General features: G+C 40.4%; 11 protein-coding genes. 5 read left to right on the top strand and 6 right to left on the bottom strand.

The window, feature by feature from the left end; all coding sequences use genetic code 11:
• The 4 genes from AC27KT_RS18135 to AC27KT_RS18120 all read right to left on the bottom strand — a co-directional run.
• On the bottom strand, positions 1-443 hold a 443-nt coding region (locus AC27KT_RS18135), incomplete at its 3' end, for a sulfatase-like hydrolase/transferase (RefSeq protein WP_487132245.1).
• A gap of 71 nt (positions 444-514) precedes the next feature.
• Positions 515-2,224: a purine-cytosine permease family protein gene (locus AC27KT_RS18130; protein ID WP_487132243.1), complete on the bottom strand. Its 1,710-nt coding sequence runs from the start codon at positions 2,222-2,224 to the stop codon at positions 515-517.
• 414 nt (positions 2,225-2,638) lie between these two features.
• On the bottom strand, positions 2,639-3,769 hold the full coding sequence (locus AC27KT_RS18125) for a ParB/RepB/Spo0J family partition protein (protein WP_456252789.1): 1,131 nt from the start codon (positions 3,767-3,769) through the stop codon (positions 2,639-2,641).
• Positions 3,766-4,692, bottom strand: a complete 927-nt coding sequence (locus AC27KT_RS18120) for a ParA family protein (RefSeq protein ID WP_269918638.1) — start codon at positions 4,690-4,692, stop codon at positions 3,766-3,768. The genes AC27KT_RS18125 and AC27KT_RS18120 overlap by 4 nt, the downstream gene beginning before the upstream one ends.
• A gap of 1,233 nt (positions 4,693-5,925) precedes the next feature.
• Here AC27KT_RS18120 and AC27KT_RS18115 point away from each other — a divergent pair.
• The 3 genes from AC27KT_RS18115 (at position 5,926) to AC27KT_RS18105 (ending at position 10,862) form a co-directional block, all read left to right on the top strand.
• Positions 5,926-7,395, top strand: a complete 1,470-nt coding sequence (locus AC27KT_RS18115; protein ID WP_269918639.1) for a hypothetical protein — start codon at positions 5,926-5,928, stop codon at positions 7,393-7,395.
• Between the two features lie 333 nt (positions 7,396-7,728).
• Positions 7,729-8,643, top strand: coding sequence for a hypothetical protein (locus AC27KT_RS18110; protein WP_269918640.1), 915 nt, complete (start codon positions 7,729-7,731; stop codon positions 8,641-8,643).
• 590 nt (positions 8,644-9,233) lie between these two features.
• Positions 9,234-10,862: a glycosyl hydrolase family 28-related protein gene (locus AC27KT_RS18105; protein WP_487132239.1), complete on the top strand. Its 1,629-nt coding sequence runs from the start codon at positions 9,234-9,236 to the stop codon at positions 10,860-10,862.
• A 41-nt stretch (positions 10,863-10,903) separates the two neighbouring features.
• On the opposite strand, the gene AC27KT_RS18100 is transcribed toward AC27KT_RS18105, so the two are convergent.
• Positions 10,904-11,419, bottom strand: a complete 516-nt coding sequence (locus AC27KT_RS18100; protein ID WP_456252791.1) for a hypothetical protein — start codon at positions 11,417-11,419, stop codon at positions 10,904-10,906.
• Between the two features lie 11 nt (positions 11,420-11,430).
• The gene (locus tag AC27KT_RS18095) at positions 11,431-14,430 is read right to left on the bottom strand and encodes a BNR-4 repeat-containing protein (RefSeq protein WP_456252792.1); all 3,000 of its coding nucleotides are present in this window, start codon (positions 14,428-14,430) and stop codon (positions 11,431-11,433) included.
• A gap of 233 nt (positions 14,431-14,663) precedes the next feature.
• On the opposite strand from AC27KT_RS18095, the gene AC27KT_RS18090 reads away from it, so the two are divergent.
• Positions 14,664-16,364, top strand: coding sequence for a hypothetical protein (locus tag AC27KT_RS18090; protein WP_456252793.1), 1,701 nt, complete (start codon positions 14,664-14,666; stop codon positions 16,362-16,364).
• 15 nt (positions 16,365-16,379) lie between these two features.
• The gene (locus AC27KT_RS18085; RefSeq protein ID WP_269918686.1) at positions 16,380-17,840 is read left to right on the top strand and encodes a sulfatase; all 1,461 of its coding nucleotides are present in this window, start codon (positions 16,380-16,382) and stop codon (positions 17,838-17,840) included.
• Positions 17,841-17,850 lie beyond the last annotated feature (10 nt).

Genomic DNA, 17,850 nt, shown 5'->3' with positions numbered 1-17,850 from the left:
TCAAACCGTTCATCATCTTCTCCCGACAATTTTATTTCATACTTGCCCACAAAGCCTGTGCTGTAACCTGCACTTTTTAAAAGCGCCGGGTATACATTTGACGATTCTTTTTCGCCTGTGGGCGGTCGCCCAAAAGTAAAGTCGTGAGTACGCTCTGTTAAACCTGTCAGAATACTGATTCGACTTGAAGCACATATCGGAGTTGTCACAAAGGCATTTTCAAACACTACCCCGTCATTAGCTAATGCATCAAGGTTAGGCGTTTGAACTTGAGACGAATTTCTGCTTAACAAATCCCAGCGATGATCGTCAGCGAGTATGAAAAGTATGTTTGGAGGCCTGTTTTTAGTATTTGCAGTGTTATCTTCGTTAGCTACTGCTTCGTTGAAACATACTGCTAAGAAGTTGAGAAGTAATGTTAAATAAAAGAATGTTATTTTCACAACCTTCGTCCTGTTGAAAAGAAAAAGCCCCTCTAACTCACGGCGCTAGAGGGGAAACCCTACTTTGGAAACTAGTTTTGAGTTGCGTTAGCTACAGTCGAAGGCTCACTGTCTGACTTTGAGTTTTTTGTGTTAGCAAGATAGACGTATGTAGCTGTAATGAAATAAATGATCGTCGCAATCAACAATGGCGTGTGCAAACCACTGTCACCATTATTGACGAAAGCCATTACCCCAATCACCAGACAGGCAACTAACGAAGTGATAGCAGCGTATGTCGCAACGGAGACCACAATCGTAGACTTTTCTTTGGAAACTTGTGTCGAACTCTTAGATAAACCATCTAGAAACGTTTTCTCTTCTTGCCTACGGCTTGCCTCCGCAGCTTCGGCGATTTCCGCTTCCTTAAATCTGGTTTTAGCGCCCATAGAAATTGATAGCAAGCAATAAACTATCGTTGAGTAAATCCATATAGGAATTAGAAGGAAAAATAGATGAAGTACGCCTGACTGCTCTAGTACATAGCTTAAAGCGAGCGCTGATAGCCATGTGATTATTGCCGCCCAGTTTGTGTTATTCCCTTTGTATTGTGACCAGTAACGAGTTAGCCCAATCCTAGGGAAAATCCAATGTTCTGCGACAATAATTGCACCTACTGGCGCCATCATAAGGCCCATGATTCCTACAAAGCCGAGTAGTTGGGAAAACACAAACGGAAAGCACGCTATGATAGTCGTTACGACGCCCACCACAATAGTCGACTTCTCCCTACTCCACTTTGGGTTTAACGAACTAAATGCTAGGCCAGCACGGTAGATCGTAGGGTTTGAAGTGGTCCATCCCGCAATAATTACTGCAATGATTCCACATGTACCTAATGCCTGATAGGCAACTGCACCTGGATCTAAATTAGTAATTGCCGTGCCCAAGATAATTGCTGCGCCAGCCCCCATGATGCCTGCACATATCCACGCCATATAATGGCCTATAAACATACCTAACGCAGAGAAAAAACCGTATCGAGAATAACGAGCGAAACGTAATAATGTCATGTCGCCCATACCGCCATGCATAGCCAAATTTGCTACCCAAGCAAACGCGGCAACGTGCCAAAAGCCGACTTCATTACTCGTTCTAACCCATATAGATTCATTTGCAATAGTATAAAAATCAGAAAATGACGAAATAGAAGTAATACCAGGCGTAGATTCGATTAGAGCGGGAAGTAAGAAAAGCGCACCAATAATGAACATTAAAATCATCCATGGTGCACAGACTTCTGCAAACGCAGCTAACTTTTTAAAGCCTTTAACAGCCATAAATACGACAACAGCACCTACAAAGAGCGCGACGAGTACAAAGCGAAAATCGGATGGAAACCAGTCCACCTGTGGAGGAATATCTAACAATATCCTTACAGCTGACGCAGATACAGTAATCATTGCTCCGGCAAGTACACTGAAAAGAATACCATTTACAACGCTATATAATTTAATTGTTCCTTTACCTGCTATCTTTTCTAAATAAGCATATAAAGTAAGCCGGGTTTCTGTTGCTATTGGTGCGGTTAAAAGACCCCAAGTAAGTACAGCAAGTAGATTACCTAGAAGTAGGCCAACTAAAATATCACCAGCCCCAACTCCCCAAGAAACAAAAAGTGCTCCAATTACAAATTCTGTTCCTGCGACATGTTCTCCTGCATAACTCCCTGCAAATGCTCGAGCTGGCTGTAACTTATTTGGACTTATCGGTTGTGTTTCAAACTCATCTGAACTCGACACATTTCCTCCATTATTTTCATTCTAGGCTTCCGCAAGAAAGCCGCTTAAAAGGAAGTAAAGATGATTACTTTTGAGCGATTATGACTTAATTGTAATTACCAATCAATAAAATTGTTATCAAATTGTGTCGCTTACAAAAGAGCCAAAGATGAATCTACATATAACAAATTGTTTATATCATTTCGGTAAGACTAGTTGGGAAGGTACTGGAGAGGTTTAAGCCGAGATAATTAACATCGGGCTACAACAACAAACATTTTAAGATGAGGCTGTTATCTCTCTGGATCGAATACAGGCGGAAAGTATAATCTATATTTTATTCGATATTTAATTCACTTACTTAAAAGCGCTGAAACCCGCTATTGTAAAGAGTTTCAGCGCCTACGAGCCTAAATGTTTCCGCGGAAACAAAAGCTATTTTGAAAGGGACTTAAACAACTCCTTTAATGCTTTTTCTAACATCACCGGGTCATTAAAGTCTACGCTGTTCCAATCGATTCCTAACTCCAACTGAGTCACATCTTCCGTTAATAAACGTTTTATTGCGGATGCCTTGTCAACTTTTACTTTAGGAAGTGAAATAAACTGTTTAGTTCTGCCTGCTTTCTTAACTACTGGTACTTGTAGATATTTGTGGAATTTTTCTTGTGATAATAAAGAGCCGAGATATTTTTCTACCTCTTCCCTACCCTCTTGCTCAGCTTTGATGATCTCTTCGTATAATCCTCGCAAAGATTCTACGACTTTATTTTCCAGAAGAGGCATGACAAACTCTCGATATTCATAGAGTTTGTCATAACGGTAGAATGTAGTACGACCTATCCCTAAATATGAAGTAACAACAGAAGCTCTACTTTTTGATAGCTTTTCACCTTCTATACTTTCTAACTCAGTAACAGCATTTGAATAGCTATTGAGAGCATCGGGTAGCGTTAAATCATTACGCGAAAAATTTTCGATGTGGCGTAATACATTTATGTTTTTTGGCTTTTCTGCATATATTTTTACTTTTACTTTTATCAGACCACCATATAAATAACGTATCGCATAATATCTTCTGTGGCCTGCTACAATTGCATAATCAGACATATTTTTACGCCACACAGCGATAGGGTGCACTAACTCACTATGCTTTAGTGTCTCAGCTAAACCTTTAATCTCCTCAATTTCTGCGTCTACCGCATCATATCTAGGGTTACTCTTATCCAGCCTATTTTCAATAAGCCCTTTTTCGCATACTACGCAGTTTTTTAGCAAAGCAATTGAATCAGCATCATCACGTTTAGCAAACTTGACAGGTAAATACCGCGGATTATCTGATTGAGGCTGGATGTAGTCCACAAGCACCCTGTCTATTTCAGATGACGTCTTAAACAATGGATCGTCGTGTACGTTACTCTCTTTAGACTTATCTCGTTGCTTCAAATCATCTAGCATCTGTTGAGATTTTTTCGATACACCTTCACCTGACTGAAACTTACTTATCAAATCTTCCTGTGAAGATGGCTTCGTAACACGTCGGCTTCTTGGTTTTTTAGCAGTCATATTTCATCTCCCCATAAGCTACTTTCAATTAATGCATAAAGTTTTTGCATTTCGCTTTTTGCGTGGTGGTTATGAACATAGTTAAAGTGTGTTTCATCAACAGATGGCCGTTCCATTACTCTGTAACAATTTCTTTGCTGAAGCCAAAATGCACTCATGTATTTACCTGTAGGCCCTTCGCTATCATAGAGTTTCGCTAATGCTACTTCGTCTTTTTGCGTTAATCGTGACTTACTAGGAACCTTATTAGGAACTACACCAATAATCTTTAGTGGGTTGTGCGCCCTGTCTTCGTTAATTCGATCGATCCTATTAAGAAGCATCGGCACGCCATCAATTGAGTCGTATTCTGGTTCTGTAGGAATAATCACATGCGTAGCAGCACCCAACATGCCAGCAGACACGGGGGATTTACTTGGTGGGTTATCAACGATAACTATATCGTAATCGTCGGCCAATTCCTCAACTGAGAACCAATCTCGCATATGAGCGGTAATTTTCGAAACTAATCTATCAGATTCAGGAGTGAGCGCGAGCACTCTATCAACGTTGCCTTCTGAAGGTAGTACCTTAATGTTTTCAAAAGCAGTTGGATATTCGTATACGGGAGAATTGAACAATATATCCGTACTGGTGTTTCTACCACTCCATTCGGGGTCATCTATATCATCAAACTCTGGATGTAAAGGCGCAGCATATTCATCATCTCCTGGGATAGCATCCATTTTGAGAAAAGCTTTTGATGAATCTTGCTGTGAATCATAGTCTAATACTAAAACACGCCGCTTTTTACCTTTTCCATCTGGTCCACCAGTGGCAAGTAGGTAAGCAATAGTAGAAGCTAAAAAAGTTTTACCTACACCACCCTTGCGGTGATAGCTAGAAAGAACACGCATTCCGTTATACAACTCTGTTTTATTCATTATTCTAACCTTCTTTCAGGACATTTCGTTATATTGACACGCCAACTATTTAATGTCTCGGATCGAATCTTTAGAAGTGAGGACTTTGATAGACTTGCAGTACCATATATATAATTGAAAGGAAGAAGACGAATAAGGATTGATTAATAAGGTCTCAAACGTACAACCTTTACGCGTAAAGCTCTCGTTGTATTCGCTTAAATACTGAGTATCAAAAAACTTTACGTTAATTAATTTTCTATTCTCGAGTTGCTACAGGCTGCGTCTTAACTAAACCATACCGTTTTTTCTTCTAATTGTTTCCGCGGAAACAATTTCTAGAAACAAACCTGTTGAGTTGTTTACGCCAATCATATAACTGGAAAACATTAACCTTCGTTTTACACAAAGCCCACAATCTTAGGCCAACAATAAAATGATGTCCGGCTGTTCCGTCATGATATGTTGTATCTCCTCATGGAGGATAACTAAATGCTGATATATCTAGCTATCAGCTCTTGAGGAAGAGATATGCATAGTACTTCGCTTGAATTTTGCTATTTTGAAAGACAATATAAATACTTCCGCGAATGTCATTATAATAGCCTGTATATATAACGTTTCTGATTCCAACTAGTTTCAGTTTCGCTTAAGCTAGATTAAGTCCTACCAAGAGTTTGTATCTTAGTTCGCTATCGACGAGATTTTTTTTTGGCTATATAGAAATTTTGAACTCACGAGTTAAGCAACAAGATATTTCCAGCATATTTATGTACTTTACTAATAAAATTAAATCACGCGTGAAGTCGCGATTTTATTGGTCTACAAGGAAACAAATGTTAGTTGTTTCCGCGGAAACAATAGTGATATGAAAAGGAGGTTAGAAAAAGTCCGTCATAAGCTTTTTTTACATAGTCGAAGCAACAATCCGCCACAGTGAGCTCTTCTTTCAGTATATCCATGTCAGCAGAAGACAACTTTTTCTTTTCAGTTTTGGAGAGAACCAACCTGCAATTTTGATGGAAGAACAATAGACAAAGTTCAGTGCTCTATTATCGTCCTTTGCATTAAATAAAAAAGGAATAACTTAGCGTCTCTTTACGATTCTAGTTTTAACTGCTGACAGTTTGTCGTCCAGTATTTCAATCCATATCTATTCTAGCAATTTCGCGTAGTCGTAGACATGATAAAGCTTCTCGGATAACCTTTGGATCGAATCTGCAAAAAGACTAAAATCTATAGGAAGAAAGTAAAGTGCGTGAGCTATTCGGTTTATCTGAAAAATATGGATTCAAGGCTCCACTGGTATCGGTTCAAGACGACTTCGATTTCAAAGTATTTATGAGACTTTGTAGTTCTTTAAACATATCACCTACTACTAGTACTGTGGCTTCAGACATATTTATTGCCCTGCAAGAGATTGAAGAACTAACGGCTAGCTTAGATTTCATATCAGCGAGAATAAGCCGTAAAATTTCAAATGTACGCCATCATTTAGTGCAGTTGGAAAAGGAAGGGCTAATTTCAAGTGAGTTTATAACTACCGATCCCATTAAGAAACGTAGAGGAAAGCTTTATAAATTAGCAATTCCTAAAGGTCATTTCTTAACAGCAACTGATGTAGAAAAAGAAGATGCTGCTTCAGATAATTTACAGTCCGTATCATCAAGTACTGTTGAAACGATAAATATTGAACGCTACGACGACAAAACAAGGTTCATGGAGCTTCAGATAGTTCGCTACTTGGTCAAAGCAATGCGGACTAATCGTAAAGATAAATCGAGTACAATTAGCATTAAGCTACGCGAAGAGGGAAGACCTAAACCTGTTCTTATTACAGCCAGAGCAGAGGAGGGGAGGCTTATATATCTTCCCGATATGAGCTACTACGCTAGCGCAATCACTTGGCTAATAAATCATATATCCGAGCAATTAGATGAGTCGGAAAATATTGGGGAGACCTTTACTCTACCTCTAGAGCCTCTGATAACAATGGCCAAAGATATTCCCGTATCGGAAGCCTCTGCTGGCGGCTACATTAATAATGCTATTCAGTCGCTACATCGGCTCTCAGCTACGACTTTTGATATGAGAGATTTTTACGATAGTAATAAGGACTTTATTGTTGATATCGAATTGTATTACAAGTTGTTTCGATTGGAAGCCATAGTGACCTATGAGGATTCAAAAAACGTCGAAAAAAAGGCTGCAGTAATTCAATTTCCACGCTCGACGGTGAAGAGTATTGTTGCAGCGATTAAGGAAAGGCGGACATTAGACGATATGTTACTCATTGATAGTGACGTCTTTGCAACTAAAAATGAGATCGAAATTCTTTTTGGGCTGTGGGCTAGAGAGCATTTAATTACTGGTCGTCAAGCACAGCAACTATATGCCTGGAATGAGCTAAGAGAATCGGTGGCACCTTCATCTAGCCTAAATGAATTCAAACGAAAATTCTCAAATATGGTCTTGGCTAATTCAGATCCGTCTTATAAAGCAAAAATACACGAAGCTGTAGAGAATAAGATCGTTAAGCAGGTCGGAACTTGTCATCTATCAGAACAGCGAAAAGGAGAGCTCGTCGTTGAATATGGAAGAGCTACTGTACAGGGCTATTTAATCAATATTGGCTATTCCCCAGAGCAGGGTATACCTGTGATCGCCTTTAGACGCGATATGTCTGCGCTCCATATTTTGGGTAAATTAGAAGATCGCAGATAACGCTGTATTGAATTAGTATTTGGATCGAATCTTTAATCTAGCAAAATCAAGGATTAACACTTGGATCGAATCTTTAAAAAGATCACAAATAGATCGTGATCCGCCTTGATCTATCATACCTTTCATATAAAGATTACACCTATCGAGAAAACAAGAAAAAAAATGATATTATCTTTAAAAGCTCAGTGAAGAGCACTTTGAAATATGGATAGATAAGAAGCGCTAAAAACAAAACCCGTGGAGTGTTGGCGCACTGCACGGGTCTTTAGATGTAACTTTTCGAAGCAGTTACACATCTAATTCTAGCGGTTTACCAGATCAGGTCAACCACTAATGCGTTTTTTATCAGCAAATCTGCGTATATTGTTGGTAAAAAAGATGAATTCTAATAACAACTATGACGACGTTGTTTTTATGTCGCCAGGGCAATTTGAGTATTTGTCAGACACAGAGTCCTTTGTGTTTGCACATGTTGCTTTTTTTGCATCTCAAATGCGGCCATACAAACGACAATTCAAACAGACAACACAAGCAATCTGTAACAAGATTGGCTACTCGCCAAATGCTGTTCGTGAAGCTATAACATCCCTGATAGAAAAAGGTTTTTTAAAGAAGAGCCAACCATTAGAGGAAGGGCAGGGCACTTTTCACCCGTATTACGATAAAATATCCCACCGGCTGCACGTGGGCGAGCATAGCTATGCTGCTTTGTTCGCTCGGGAGCTAGAAAAGACGCTTATTACCTCAAAGAATAAGAGTAAAAGTAGCCAAGAACGCGCCATGACTTTTTTTAAAGTGCATGTAGGACAGTTGAAACGTAATATATCTCTATTATCAGGTAACAGTTCTAAACATGTTCACAAAGCTCTTATCATGCATGGGTATCTTCAAAACCAGCATAAGTGGAATGTTGAGAAAAATCGAAATAGCTTACAGCGCACAGTGCCTTCACTTGCTCGATTTTTAAAATGGTCTCAAAACACTGTTAGACGTGTAATCAACACCTTAAAGTACTGGGGCATCATAGACTATAGTTACACTAAGGGGTTTGTGAAATTCTTAACTGTAAGACAGTTCAACACTGCAGCTAAATGTGTGAAATCTCTCATAACAAAATTGTGCAATGTTGTTCAAAGAAAGAAGCACATAGAGACCATCCGCTCACCTGAACCACTAAACCCCTCACCAAGAACACCTCAGGAAGCAGCTAAACACCTACAAAAACTAAAGAGCTTAGGTAAGATCTAGCTAGCTTAGCGCTCAATTAAGAAAAACTCGACTTTTCGAGGGCTTTTTTGCGCGTATATTTCAATAAATAACTCTCATTTTCTTCTTTTTACTAAAAGACAATCTACTTTTGCCTCTTTCTGAGCTTACCTATCCTATCTCCAGGCCATATTAAGGATTTGCTAGAGCGCTAAAGATCAAAACAGCGCCATTGATGCGCCAAGAAGAGTACATACATGCGCCACTATTGTCATTGAAGAGCAACATTGTACTTACAAGGTCCTATAATCACATTGGTGCACACATTAGAAGTAATATAGAAGTTAGATAAAGAGTTTATATATGGCTTCGCCGATTCTCTCACTAATTTTTAATTAGTTATTTGTAACAAACGTTAGCCTTGCTAGAGAAGTTTTTACTATTTGGTAATCGCTTCAAGTGAATATACAACAGTATATTTGACCGATAGTGCTTGTTATTGATTAATTGTGAATATATTGTTAAGACACCACTTTTTGAATAAAGAGAAAGCTTCAACAATGAGGGTTGCTAGAATTACATATAGAAAGTCACTGCTATATACACCGTTAAAGTATATTTGCTTCTCACTAATGTTTACATCATTTCATAACTCAATTATTGCAGCACCGGATCTTCATACTGAACAAAAACTACAATCAAATAACGTTTATCTCCCTGATTATTCTTATGCAGGTTATCACTTTGGTGAAAGAGATATTACACATCGAGAAACGACCACTTACGTAGACGTTCAGGACTTCGGTGCAGTACCTGATGATGAAAAGGATGATACAAAGGCTATTTTAAGCGCCCTGAAACACGCCCATAGTATAAATGGACATGTCACAGTAACATTTCCCAAAGGGCAGTTTATCGTAAAAGACATTCTTAAAATTACTCGGGGAAATATTACGGTTAGCGGGAAAGGAATGGGCGGACAGGGCACTCAACTCTACTTTCCAATGCCTCTTTCAATCATTGATAAAACCCCTCACTTAGATGAATTAAGAAACTATTTGAGGTTACATAACAAAAAACAACGTAATGCTGAGATCTATATCGATGATTACTTTTCAGAATACTCTTGGTCTGGAGGAGTGATATGGATTCAAAAGGAAGGAACTCGACCAGTACCTTATCTAGAAGAATTGGATGAACAGCTTCCAATGTTAGCGACGGTTACCCAAGGTAAGAGAGGAACGAAAACTTTAGAAGTTAGCAACACATCACAAATTTCGGTTGGCGACATTCTGAGAATAGACTGGCACAACAAAAACGGTAAACAAGCCGGTATCATAAAATCAATTTATGGTGACACCGACCTGGTGATCGGTTCGCATCATTATGATTTTCCAGACCGACCACTAGTAATGCAACCCACCCAAGTTAAATCTATTCGTGGAAATACGGTTGAGATACGTGACCCTCTTTTACACGACATAAATGAGAACATTCCCGCTCACTTATCATCATGGGAACACCTAGAAGAAGTTGGTATTGAAGGGCTCTCTATACAATTTCCTTCGGGCGAAACCTACGGCCATCACGTTGAACAAGGTTTCAACGGGATCTATTTAACTAGTGTGTTTAATGGTTGGATAAGAGATGTAAGCTTTAACAATGCCGATAGTGCCATATTGACTGAAAACAGCGGAAACGTGACTATCTCCAATATACACAGCTATGGAACACGTTTTGGTCATTATGGTATTCACCTTGGCAGCGTGCACAATTTTTTAGTCGAAGATGTCAAAATATCAAATCCGACTGTTCATACCTTTAGCATGAATACCAAGTCGACTAAAAGTGTATTTTTGCGGGGAGAAGCTTTCACTCAACCAACGCTAGATCAGCATGCAGGCGCTAATCACCAAAACCTTTACGATAACATGACTTTTCATATAGAAGCTCAGCGCGATGAAGACGGTCCTTACTATGATTTATGGTTTGGCGGGGGGGCAGGGTATTGGCAACCTGGACACGGGCGTTATAACACCACGTGGAACGCAAAAATATTTGTTGAAAGTGGTGCTGATAGTAACGAAACCGTAAGAATTTTAGGCCAAACAGAAGGGCCTGATGCAAGAGTTGTTGGTATATACGGAAACAGGAAGTTTGCAGTGGAACATTATCCTTCACCGTATATAGCTGACATAAATTCAAAAGTGTCTATACCCTCTCTTTATGAATATCAGAAACAAAAAAGACTAAAACGGTAGGAAAAATTCGGCCCAAGACTAGAAATCTTGGGCCATTTTATTTAACTCATCCGCTTTCTGAAAAATATAATCCCTGCAATACAAAATATTGCCAGGGTTGATGGGGCAGGAACCGATGTTGCGTCTATGTCGTCTCCGTCAAAATTTTGTGCAAACATTTCAACCAATGTAAGTTCAGGTGATAACACGCCGTCTTCTAAAGCAACAAAGCTAAACGTACCCAGTTTAAATGACGTACCGAGAACACTACTCCAATTGGGTGATAGGCCTAGTTGGAATATTAATTCATCGCTAACGGCATAAGCATCGTCAAAGTATGAGTTATTAAACACGCTGTCTGTGACGGAAAGTAAATCGAACTCTAATAGGCTAGAATCGAAATTCCATACGACCTCAAGGAAGTCTATCGCAGGATTAGCGTCGTTTATGAATACCTCTACCTCAATGATTTCTCCATTTAGGTAAGAAGACGAGTCATTTGAAAAGGTAATTAGCGATGCTTTTGAAGAAAAAGACATTACTAGACCAAGAATTAGAATTAAGTTAGCTATTTTCATTTTTTTGAATCCTAGTTTGAACCGCAACGTGAATAGGTACAGCGTCTAACAAGACCTCGGGTATCTCTGTTATTTACAACGCCATCTTTGTTGAAGTCATAACGGAGACTCAATTCCTCTCCATTGCGTATGGCGGCTGTGAAAAGTCGAATATCTCTTTTGTCCACTACAGAGTCATTGTTAAGGTCACCGAGTAGATTAATATTTATAAAAATGCTTGATTCAGACTGCTTATTGTTTGAATCAGTAGCAACGACTTTTACTAAATGCGTACCTTCTGGCAAATCGAGTAACTCATCTGAATAGTTTTCAGCTCCCCATTCGAAAGGAGGTTCGTAGATTTCTCTAATTAATTGCTCATTAACGTAAAGTGCTAGACTAACAATCGTAATATCGTCGGTTGCGGGAGAGGCATCTGCCGTTATTGCAAGGTTTTGGTATTCAGTAAGTAGTGAGATATCGCCTTCGTTTATCATTACAGAAGGCCCTGGTAAGCTAAGAACAACTAGTGTCATATCGCTTTCACCCTCAAGACCTGCACTATCTCTCGCGACAGCAGTAAACGTATGAGTACCTACACCCAAAGGCGAGGGGTTAGGTTCATGACGGTCTAACCAACCCATAGCGCCAAATTCGTATGGCGCATGAGAATGGCCAAAGTTCCAAACTGGGCGGGTATCTACCCTTACCAATTCGCCATTTCTATACAGAGTAACCGACTGTACATCACGGCCTTCTACAGGTGATTCAGCGTCAATAGTAATCGCTAGTTTTTCATAGCCTTCATAGACTGTCACAGTTGAATTAGGCCACGTAACGACTGGCGGTTGAGGCTCACCTTTCACTACTAACTGCATCGACGCTGTAGACTCCTCGCCTTCACTATCAATAGCAACAGCCGTAAACTCATAGGTGCCAGCTGTCAACGGTGAGGGGTTCGGTGAATGAGTGTCAAGCCACCCCATGGCACCCGTTTCATGTGGTTTTGATGCATGTCCAAATAGATAAGGAAGAGAAGTATCTGTTCTAACCAATTCGCCATCGATGTAGAGAGATACTGATTCGATAGAACGCCCTTCTACAGCACTTTCTGCATTAATGGTAAGGTTGAGTCTTTCAAATCCTTCATCTACTTCTAAATTCTCTTGAGGAAATGAAACGATGGGGGCGTTTGAGTTAACGTTAAGTACCATTGTTGCAATAGCGCTATCACCCTCGCTATCTACCGCTACAGCTTTAAATATATGGCGTCCTGCCTCAAGTGGGGCAGGGTTTGGCTCATGGGTGTCCAACCATCCCATAGCGCCCGTTTCATGGGGTTTAGACCCATGACCAAATAAGTAGGGCAGAGATGTGTCTGTACGTACTAACTCATCGTTAATATAAAGCGTAACAGACTGTATGGTTCTACCTTCTACAGGGCTTTCAGCAGAAATGTTTAGACTTAGTTTTTCAAAACCTTGCTCTACAGATAGTGAAGGGGACGGGAAAGATACTAGCGGTGCATTAGCGTCAGACTCTATATCCAAATCGATAATTTGGAGATAAAGCGGCATTGCGTTACCTGAAGTACGCTCCATCAGGTAGTAGTAGACCTTGCCATCTTTTATATAAAGTGTACCGTGATCGAAAACTGGTCCATCGGTGGCTTTATATACTCTGACAAAGTTATTGGTGCCGCCTTGGGCTTTCTCAACATAGGGGCGGCCACCCTCTAAACCTACAATATAGACATTGTCACCTGATGTATAAATCTCACTTGCACCGGTGAAATCAGTACTAATTATAAATTCATCAGCGCCAGCCGGTTTATATGAATGAATATATACTTCTTCGTAATCAGGTCTATTACGGTCTGTAGAACGCACTTTGCTGATTATATGAATGTCGCCTTTCTCTGTAACAGTCCAGTCAAAACTTCCCACAATGTAAACCGAGTTGGCTTCGGTGTGGCTTATATAGTCACCTGGTTCAAATACTTTAATCTCATCTGAATTAACGAGCGGCCACGTCATTGGTTCACCTTTGTGGTTCTTCCAATCACCGAAACCATCTGGATGGTCTGAATATGCGTAATAGACACCGTTTTGGTATTTATACTTGTCTGAATTATTGTTACTTCGCTGTTGAAAACCCACGCGAAGCTTGCCATTCACGTATTTCATGTTTCCATAAAGGCCCCAGTTATAGTCGTTGCCTTTAAGCTTTTGGTTGTTTTCATTAAACTTAGTGAACGTCGACCACTTTTCTGTTTCAGCGTCGTAGCGATTGAAAACATAAGCGCCATTATTGTTTCCGCCAAGGCGCATATAAAGAAGTAGCGTACCATCTACTGTGGTAAAAAACTTGGGATAGGTCAGGCGAGCAAAATTACTTTTATCGCTTAGGTCACCGGTCATGGTGAGGTGTTTGTAATCATCATCCCCTTGACTGACCTCACTAGTATCTTTCACAAACTTATCTAGCGTAAATTCTGAGTGGGGAAGCTCAGCTGCTCCAGGCATGCTATAAGAATAGCGAAAGAAATCGTCTTTAAATTTGCCGCCGTGGTTATTGTTATCATATGCGTGCATGTCGAACACCATATGGATAGTGCCATTAATCGGGCTAACCGCTAAACCAATTGTGTTGTGCGACTCGCCAACGAGCGGGTCCCCTCTAAACCCTGTGTGCTTGTGTGGGAACTCTATCGTAGATAACTCACCGCTAATTGTATTGTAACGAGTGAGCATCACGTTTCTTTCGCTTTTCCCGCCCTTATACCAGGTCATAAAGACATAGTGCTTATAGGTTTTCACTGCATCACCATGTGCAGAGATGTTCGGACCGAAAAAATAGTCGTACTTCTCACCCGTATCAGGTGTACCTACGTTTGAAAAATCGAGGTTCCTGCCATCGAAGTGCAGTCCTTCATCGGTAATTTTTACTTGTTGTTCAAGTGTCACTTCCGCATTTAACGAAAACGCACCCAGTAAGGTGGTTGAAACTAACAATGTTTTTAGGCATTTCATAATTTTATTAGCTCAAGTTTGTTATTAAATGATGTGTGTTTATTACTAAATGTTAATACCGCAACATTTCAATAACATTCAGTTTCGGGCATACCATATTACATTGCGTTTACAAAAGCATTACTTTATGATCAATATTAGTCAAAAGTAGTCATTTTGGGCGAGTAGCCTTGGAACATAAAAAAGAAAAGAAGAAGAACTTTCTAGTACGACAATGCACTGTTTTAGGGAGCGTGCAAAAAAATATAAGCTGGATAGCTGCGACGCTTGCTGCCTTCACTTTTATCAGTGCGTGCAGCAACCAAAATAATTCAAAACCAGAAATTCAGGAAACTAAGGCAACGCAAGCCAATGAGCAATTATTCAGTCTGCAAAGCGCTCTCGGTAATCTTACCTTTGCTAAGAATCAATATCTGAAGATGGCGAATCATATAGAAAGTGAGCGCCATTTATATTATCGACCGGCCTGCGTTGAAGATACGTCAATGATTTGTGTGCCACGCTCATATGAGCACGGGGGCATTTTTATGGATAAATATGAAAAATGGACTAATGGCTTTTTCCCTGGAGTAATGTGGAAACTACTGTCTAAGAAAGACTATGTGGAATGGGACGGTGATGAGGAAAAGCAACTTTTAAACTTTGCCATACACTATCAGAAAGCGTTGGACGGTGATGCTACGCTTGATTCAACACACGATTTGGGGTTCATGCTTTATGATTCATATGGAGAAGCCCTAAGTTACGAAGGCTTGAGCGATGAGCTTAGGGCTAAGTACGTTAGAATTTTGGACAAAGGTAGAGAAACGCTTTCCAGCAGATTTAGCGAAGAAAAAGGCGCTATAAAATCTTGGGATTTCGTCCCTCATATGAAGGTATCTGTATCAAGAAACGGTAAAGACATTGTAGAGTTACACCGAATTGCAGAGCCATGGACATATCCAGTTATCATCGACAACATGATGAACCTAGAATACCTGCTAGATAGCGATTCATCACATTATAAAGACATTGCTATAACGCACGCTAAAACAACGCTCAAAAATCATTACTTCTATGAAGAGAATGATTCTGAAAGGCGCTTTCCAATCGCATATCATGTTTTCGACTACGGAAAACGGAAGCCGGGAAACTGGCAGGGGTTAGGTAATATTTCAGCATGGGCGAGAGGGCAGGGGTGGTCGTTATACGGTTATGTTACGATTGCCGACTATATGTCTGATTTAAACCTGAGCGACGCGGAACGCGAGGCTTTCGAAAAGCATTTAGGTAACGTGCTAAACAGCATTGAGTATTTGTTAGAAGAAGACATCGTTCCTTTTTGGGACTTTTGGGCGAGCAGAGAGAACGCTTATGAGTATGCCGAAAACACGTCTTTAGAAACGTCTGTGTACTCGGGAATTTTAGAGCTCTGTGCCAACAGAATAGAGCCGCACATTCTGCCGTATAAAGGTTATCGCCCTCAAATACTAGATGCTTCAATGCTAACCGACGAATCGCTAAACAAACTCAAAAACCAGAAAAACTGGTATGGTTCTGACATTTTGCAGGGAGATAAACTTGTTCCTTGCGGACGCGAACCTTACCCAGCAACGCATACTAAAATTCCTAAAGACACCTCAGCCGCCGCTATCTACGCATCTGCACTTTATCGTTACGCAACTATAACGAAAGACGACAAGCAAAGACAAAAATATGGAGCCCTCGCTGACAAAATCATGGCCGAACTGACTTCTAACTATAGAACAGATAGAAGCAAAAATGGGCGTGATATGAGCTTCGAACTAGGATTTGTGCTTGATGAAGCTACGGGAGACATGGGGAACGCTGGAGAAATTGATACGCCTATAATTTATGGCGACTTTTACTTTGTCGAGGCCAACATTAGAAAGGTTGAGTTTGAACGTTCTCGTGGCGTAAAACTAAATAATTAATTAAGGAACTAAAGAATGATAGGCAGAAAAGCTTTCTTACTAGGTAGTATATTTGTTTTCGCTGCAGCTAATGCCTTTGGTGAGAGCACGTCAAAAGAATTAAGTGATCGTCCGAACATTCTTATGTTAGCGGTCGATGATTTAAACAGCTGGGTAGGGGCGATGGATGGCCATCCTAGTACCAAAACTCCGAACATCGACAGACTGGCTTCAGAAGCCATCACGTTCACTAACGCTCATGCTCCGGCACCGCTTTGTGGCCCATCAAGAGCGAGCATCATGACCGGGCTTCTTCCTTCAACAACTGGAATTTATGGGCACGTAAAGGATAACGACATCCGTTCTGCAAACAGAAAAGCTGCACAATCGACATTTCTCAGTGAATATTTTGCTCAGCACGGTTATTACACTGCAGCGGTTGGCAAGATATTTCATCAAAGTATAGCTGATGGAAGTTTCGAAGTATTCGGCGGGAGACAGGCTCAGTTTGGTCCGTATTCCCCAGAACCAATTAAATGGGATAGAAAAGGGACCAGTACTGACTGGGGAGCCTATCCAGAAAAAGATGAAATGATGCCAGACTATGATTCGGCTAAGTGGTTAGTCGAGCAGTTACAGCGTAAACACGATAAACCTTTTTTCATCGCTGGTGGATTCCTTCGTCCACACGTGCCTTGGACTGTGCCACAAAAGTGGTTTGATATGCATCCTATCGAAGATATCGAACTCCCTCCCTATTTACCCAGCGATCTAGATGATGTGCCCGAAATAGCAAAACGCATTTCTACCTATGACATGATGCCGACGACCGATTGGGCGATAGAATCTGGAGAATGGAAGAATATTGTACAGGCCTATTTGGCCAGCGTTTCTTTTGTTGACCATTATATCGGACAAGTGCTTGATGCTTTAGAGTCTAGCGAATATGCCGACAATACAATTGTCGTACTATGGGGGGACCATGGCTATGACGTTGGAGAGAAGAATCGTTTCGCTAAAATGGCGTTATGGGAAACGTCTACAAAAACTACACTTATTATTAAGTCGCCTAACTCTTCTTCAAAATTAACAAGTAACCGCCCAGTAAGTCTGGTTGACTTGTATCCTACACTAGTAGAAATGGCGGGCTTACCAGAAAATCCGCTTAATGAAGGGCATGATATTACCCCCTTAATTATCAACCCGAATGCGGAATGGGAGCATGTTGCTCTCACTACGTTTGGCCCAAACAACCATGCTGTAAAGAATGATAGATACCGCTATATTCGCTACGAAGATGGTAGTGAAGAGTTATACGATCACTCAACAGATCCTAACGAGTGGAACAACTTAGCTAGTAACCCTTTCTATTTTGATTTAAAAAATGAGCTTAAAGCTAAGCTACCAAAAGAAAATGCTGAATGGTCGCCTGTATCCCAGTATAAAAGTAATGAGTATTTTAAAGCGCTAACGGAAAAAGCGACAGCAAGTGAATAAATAAGTAGCA

This window comes from Alteromonas sp. 5NW40-0090, assembly GCF_057552975.1.
Note: the sequence above shows the minus strand (reverse complement) of the source record. Positions and strands in the feature narration are given on the sequence as shown.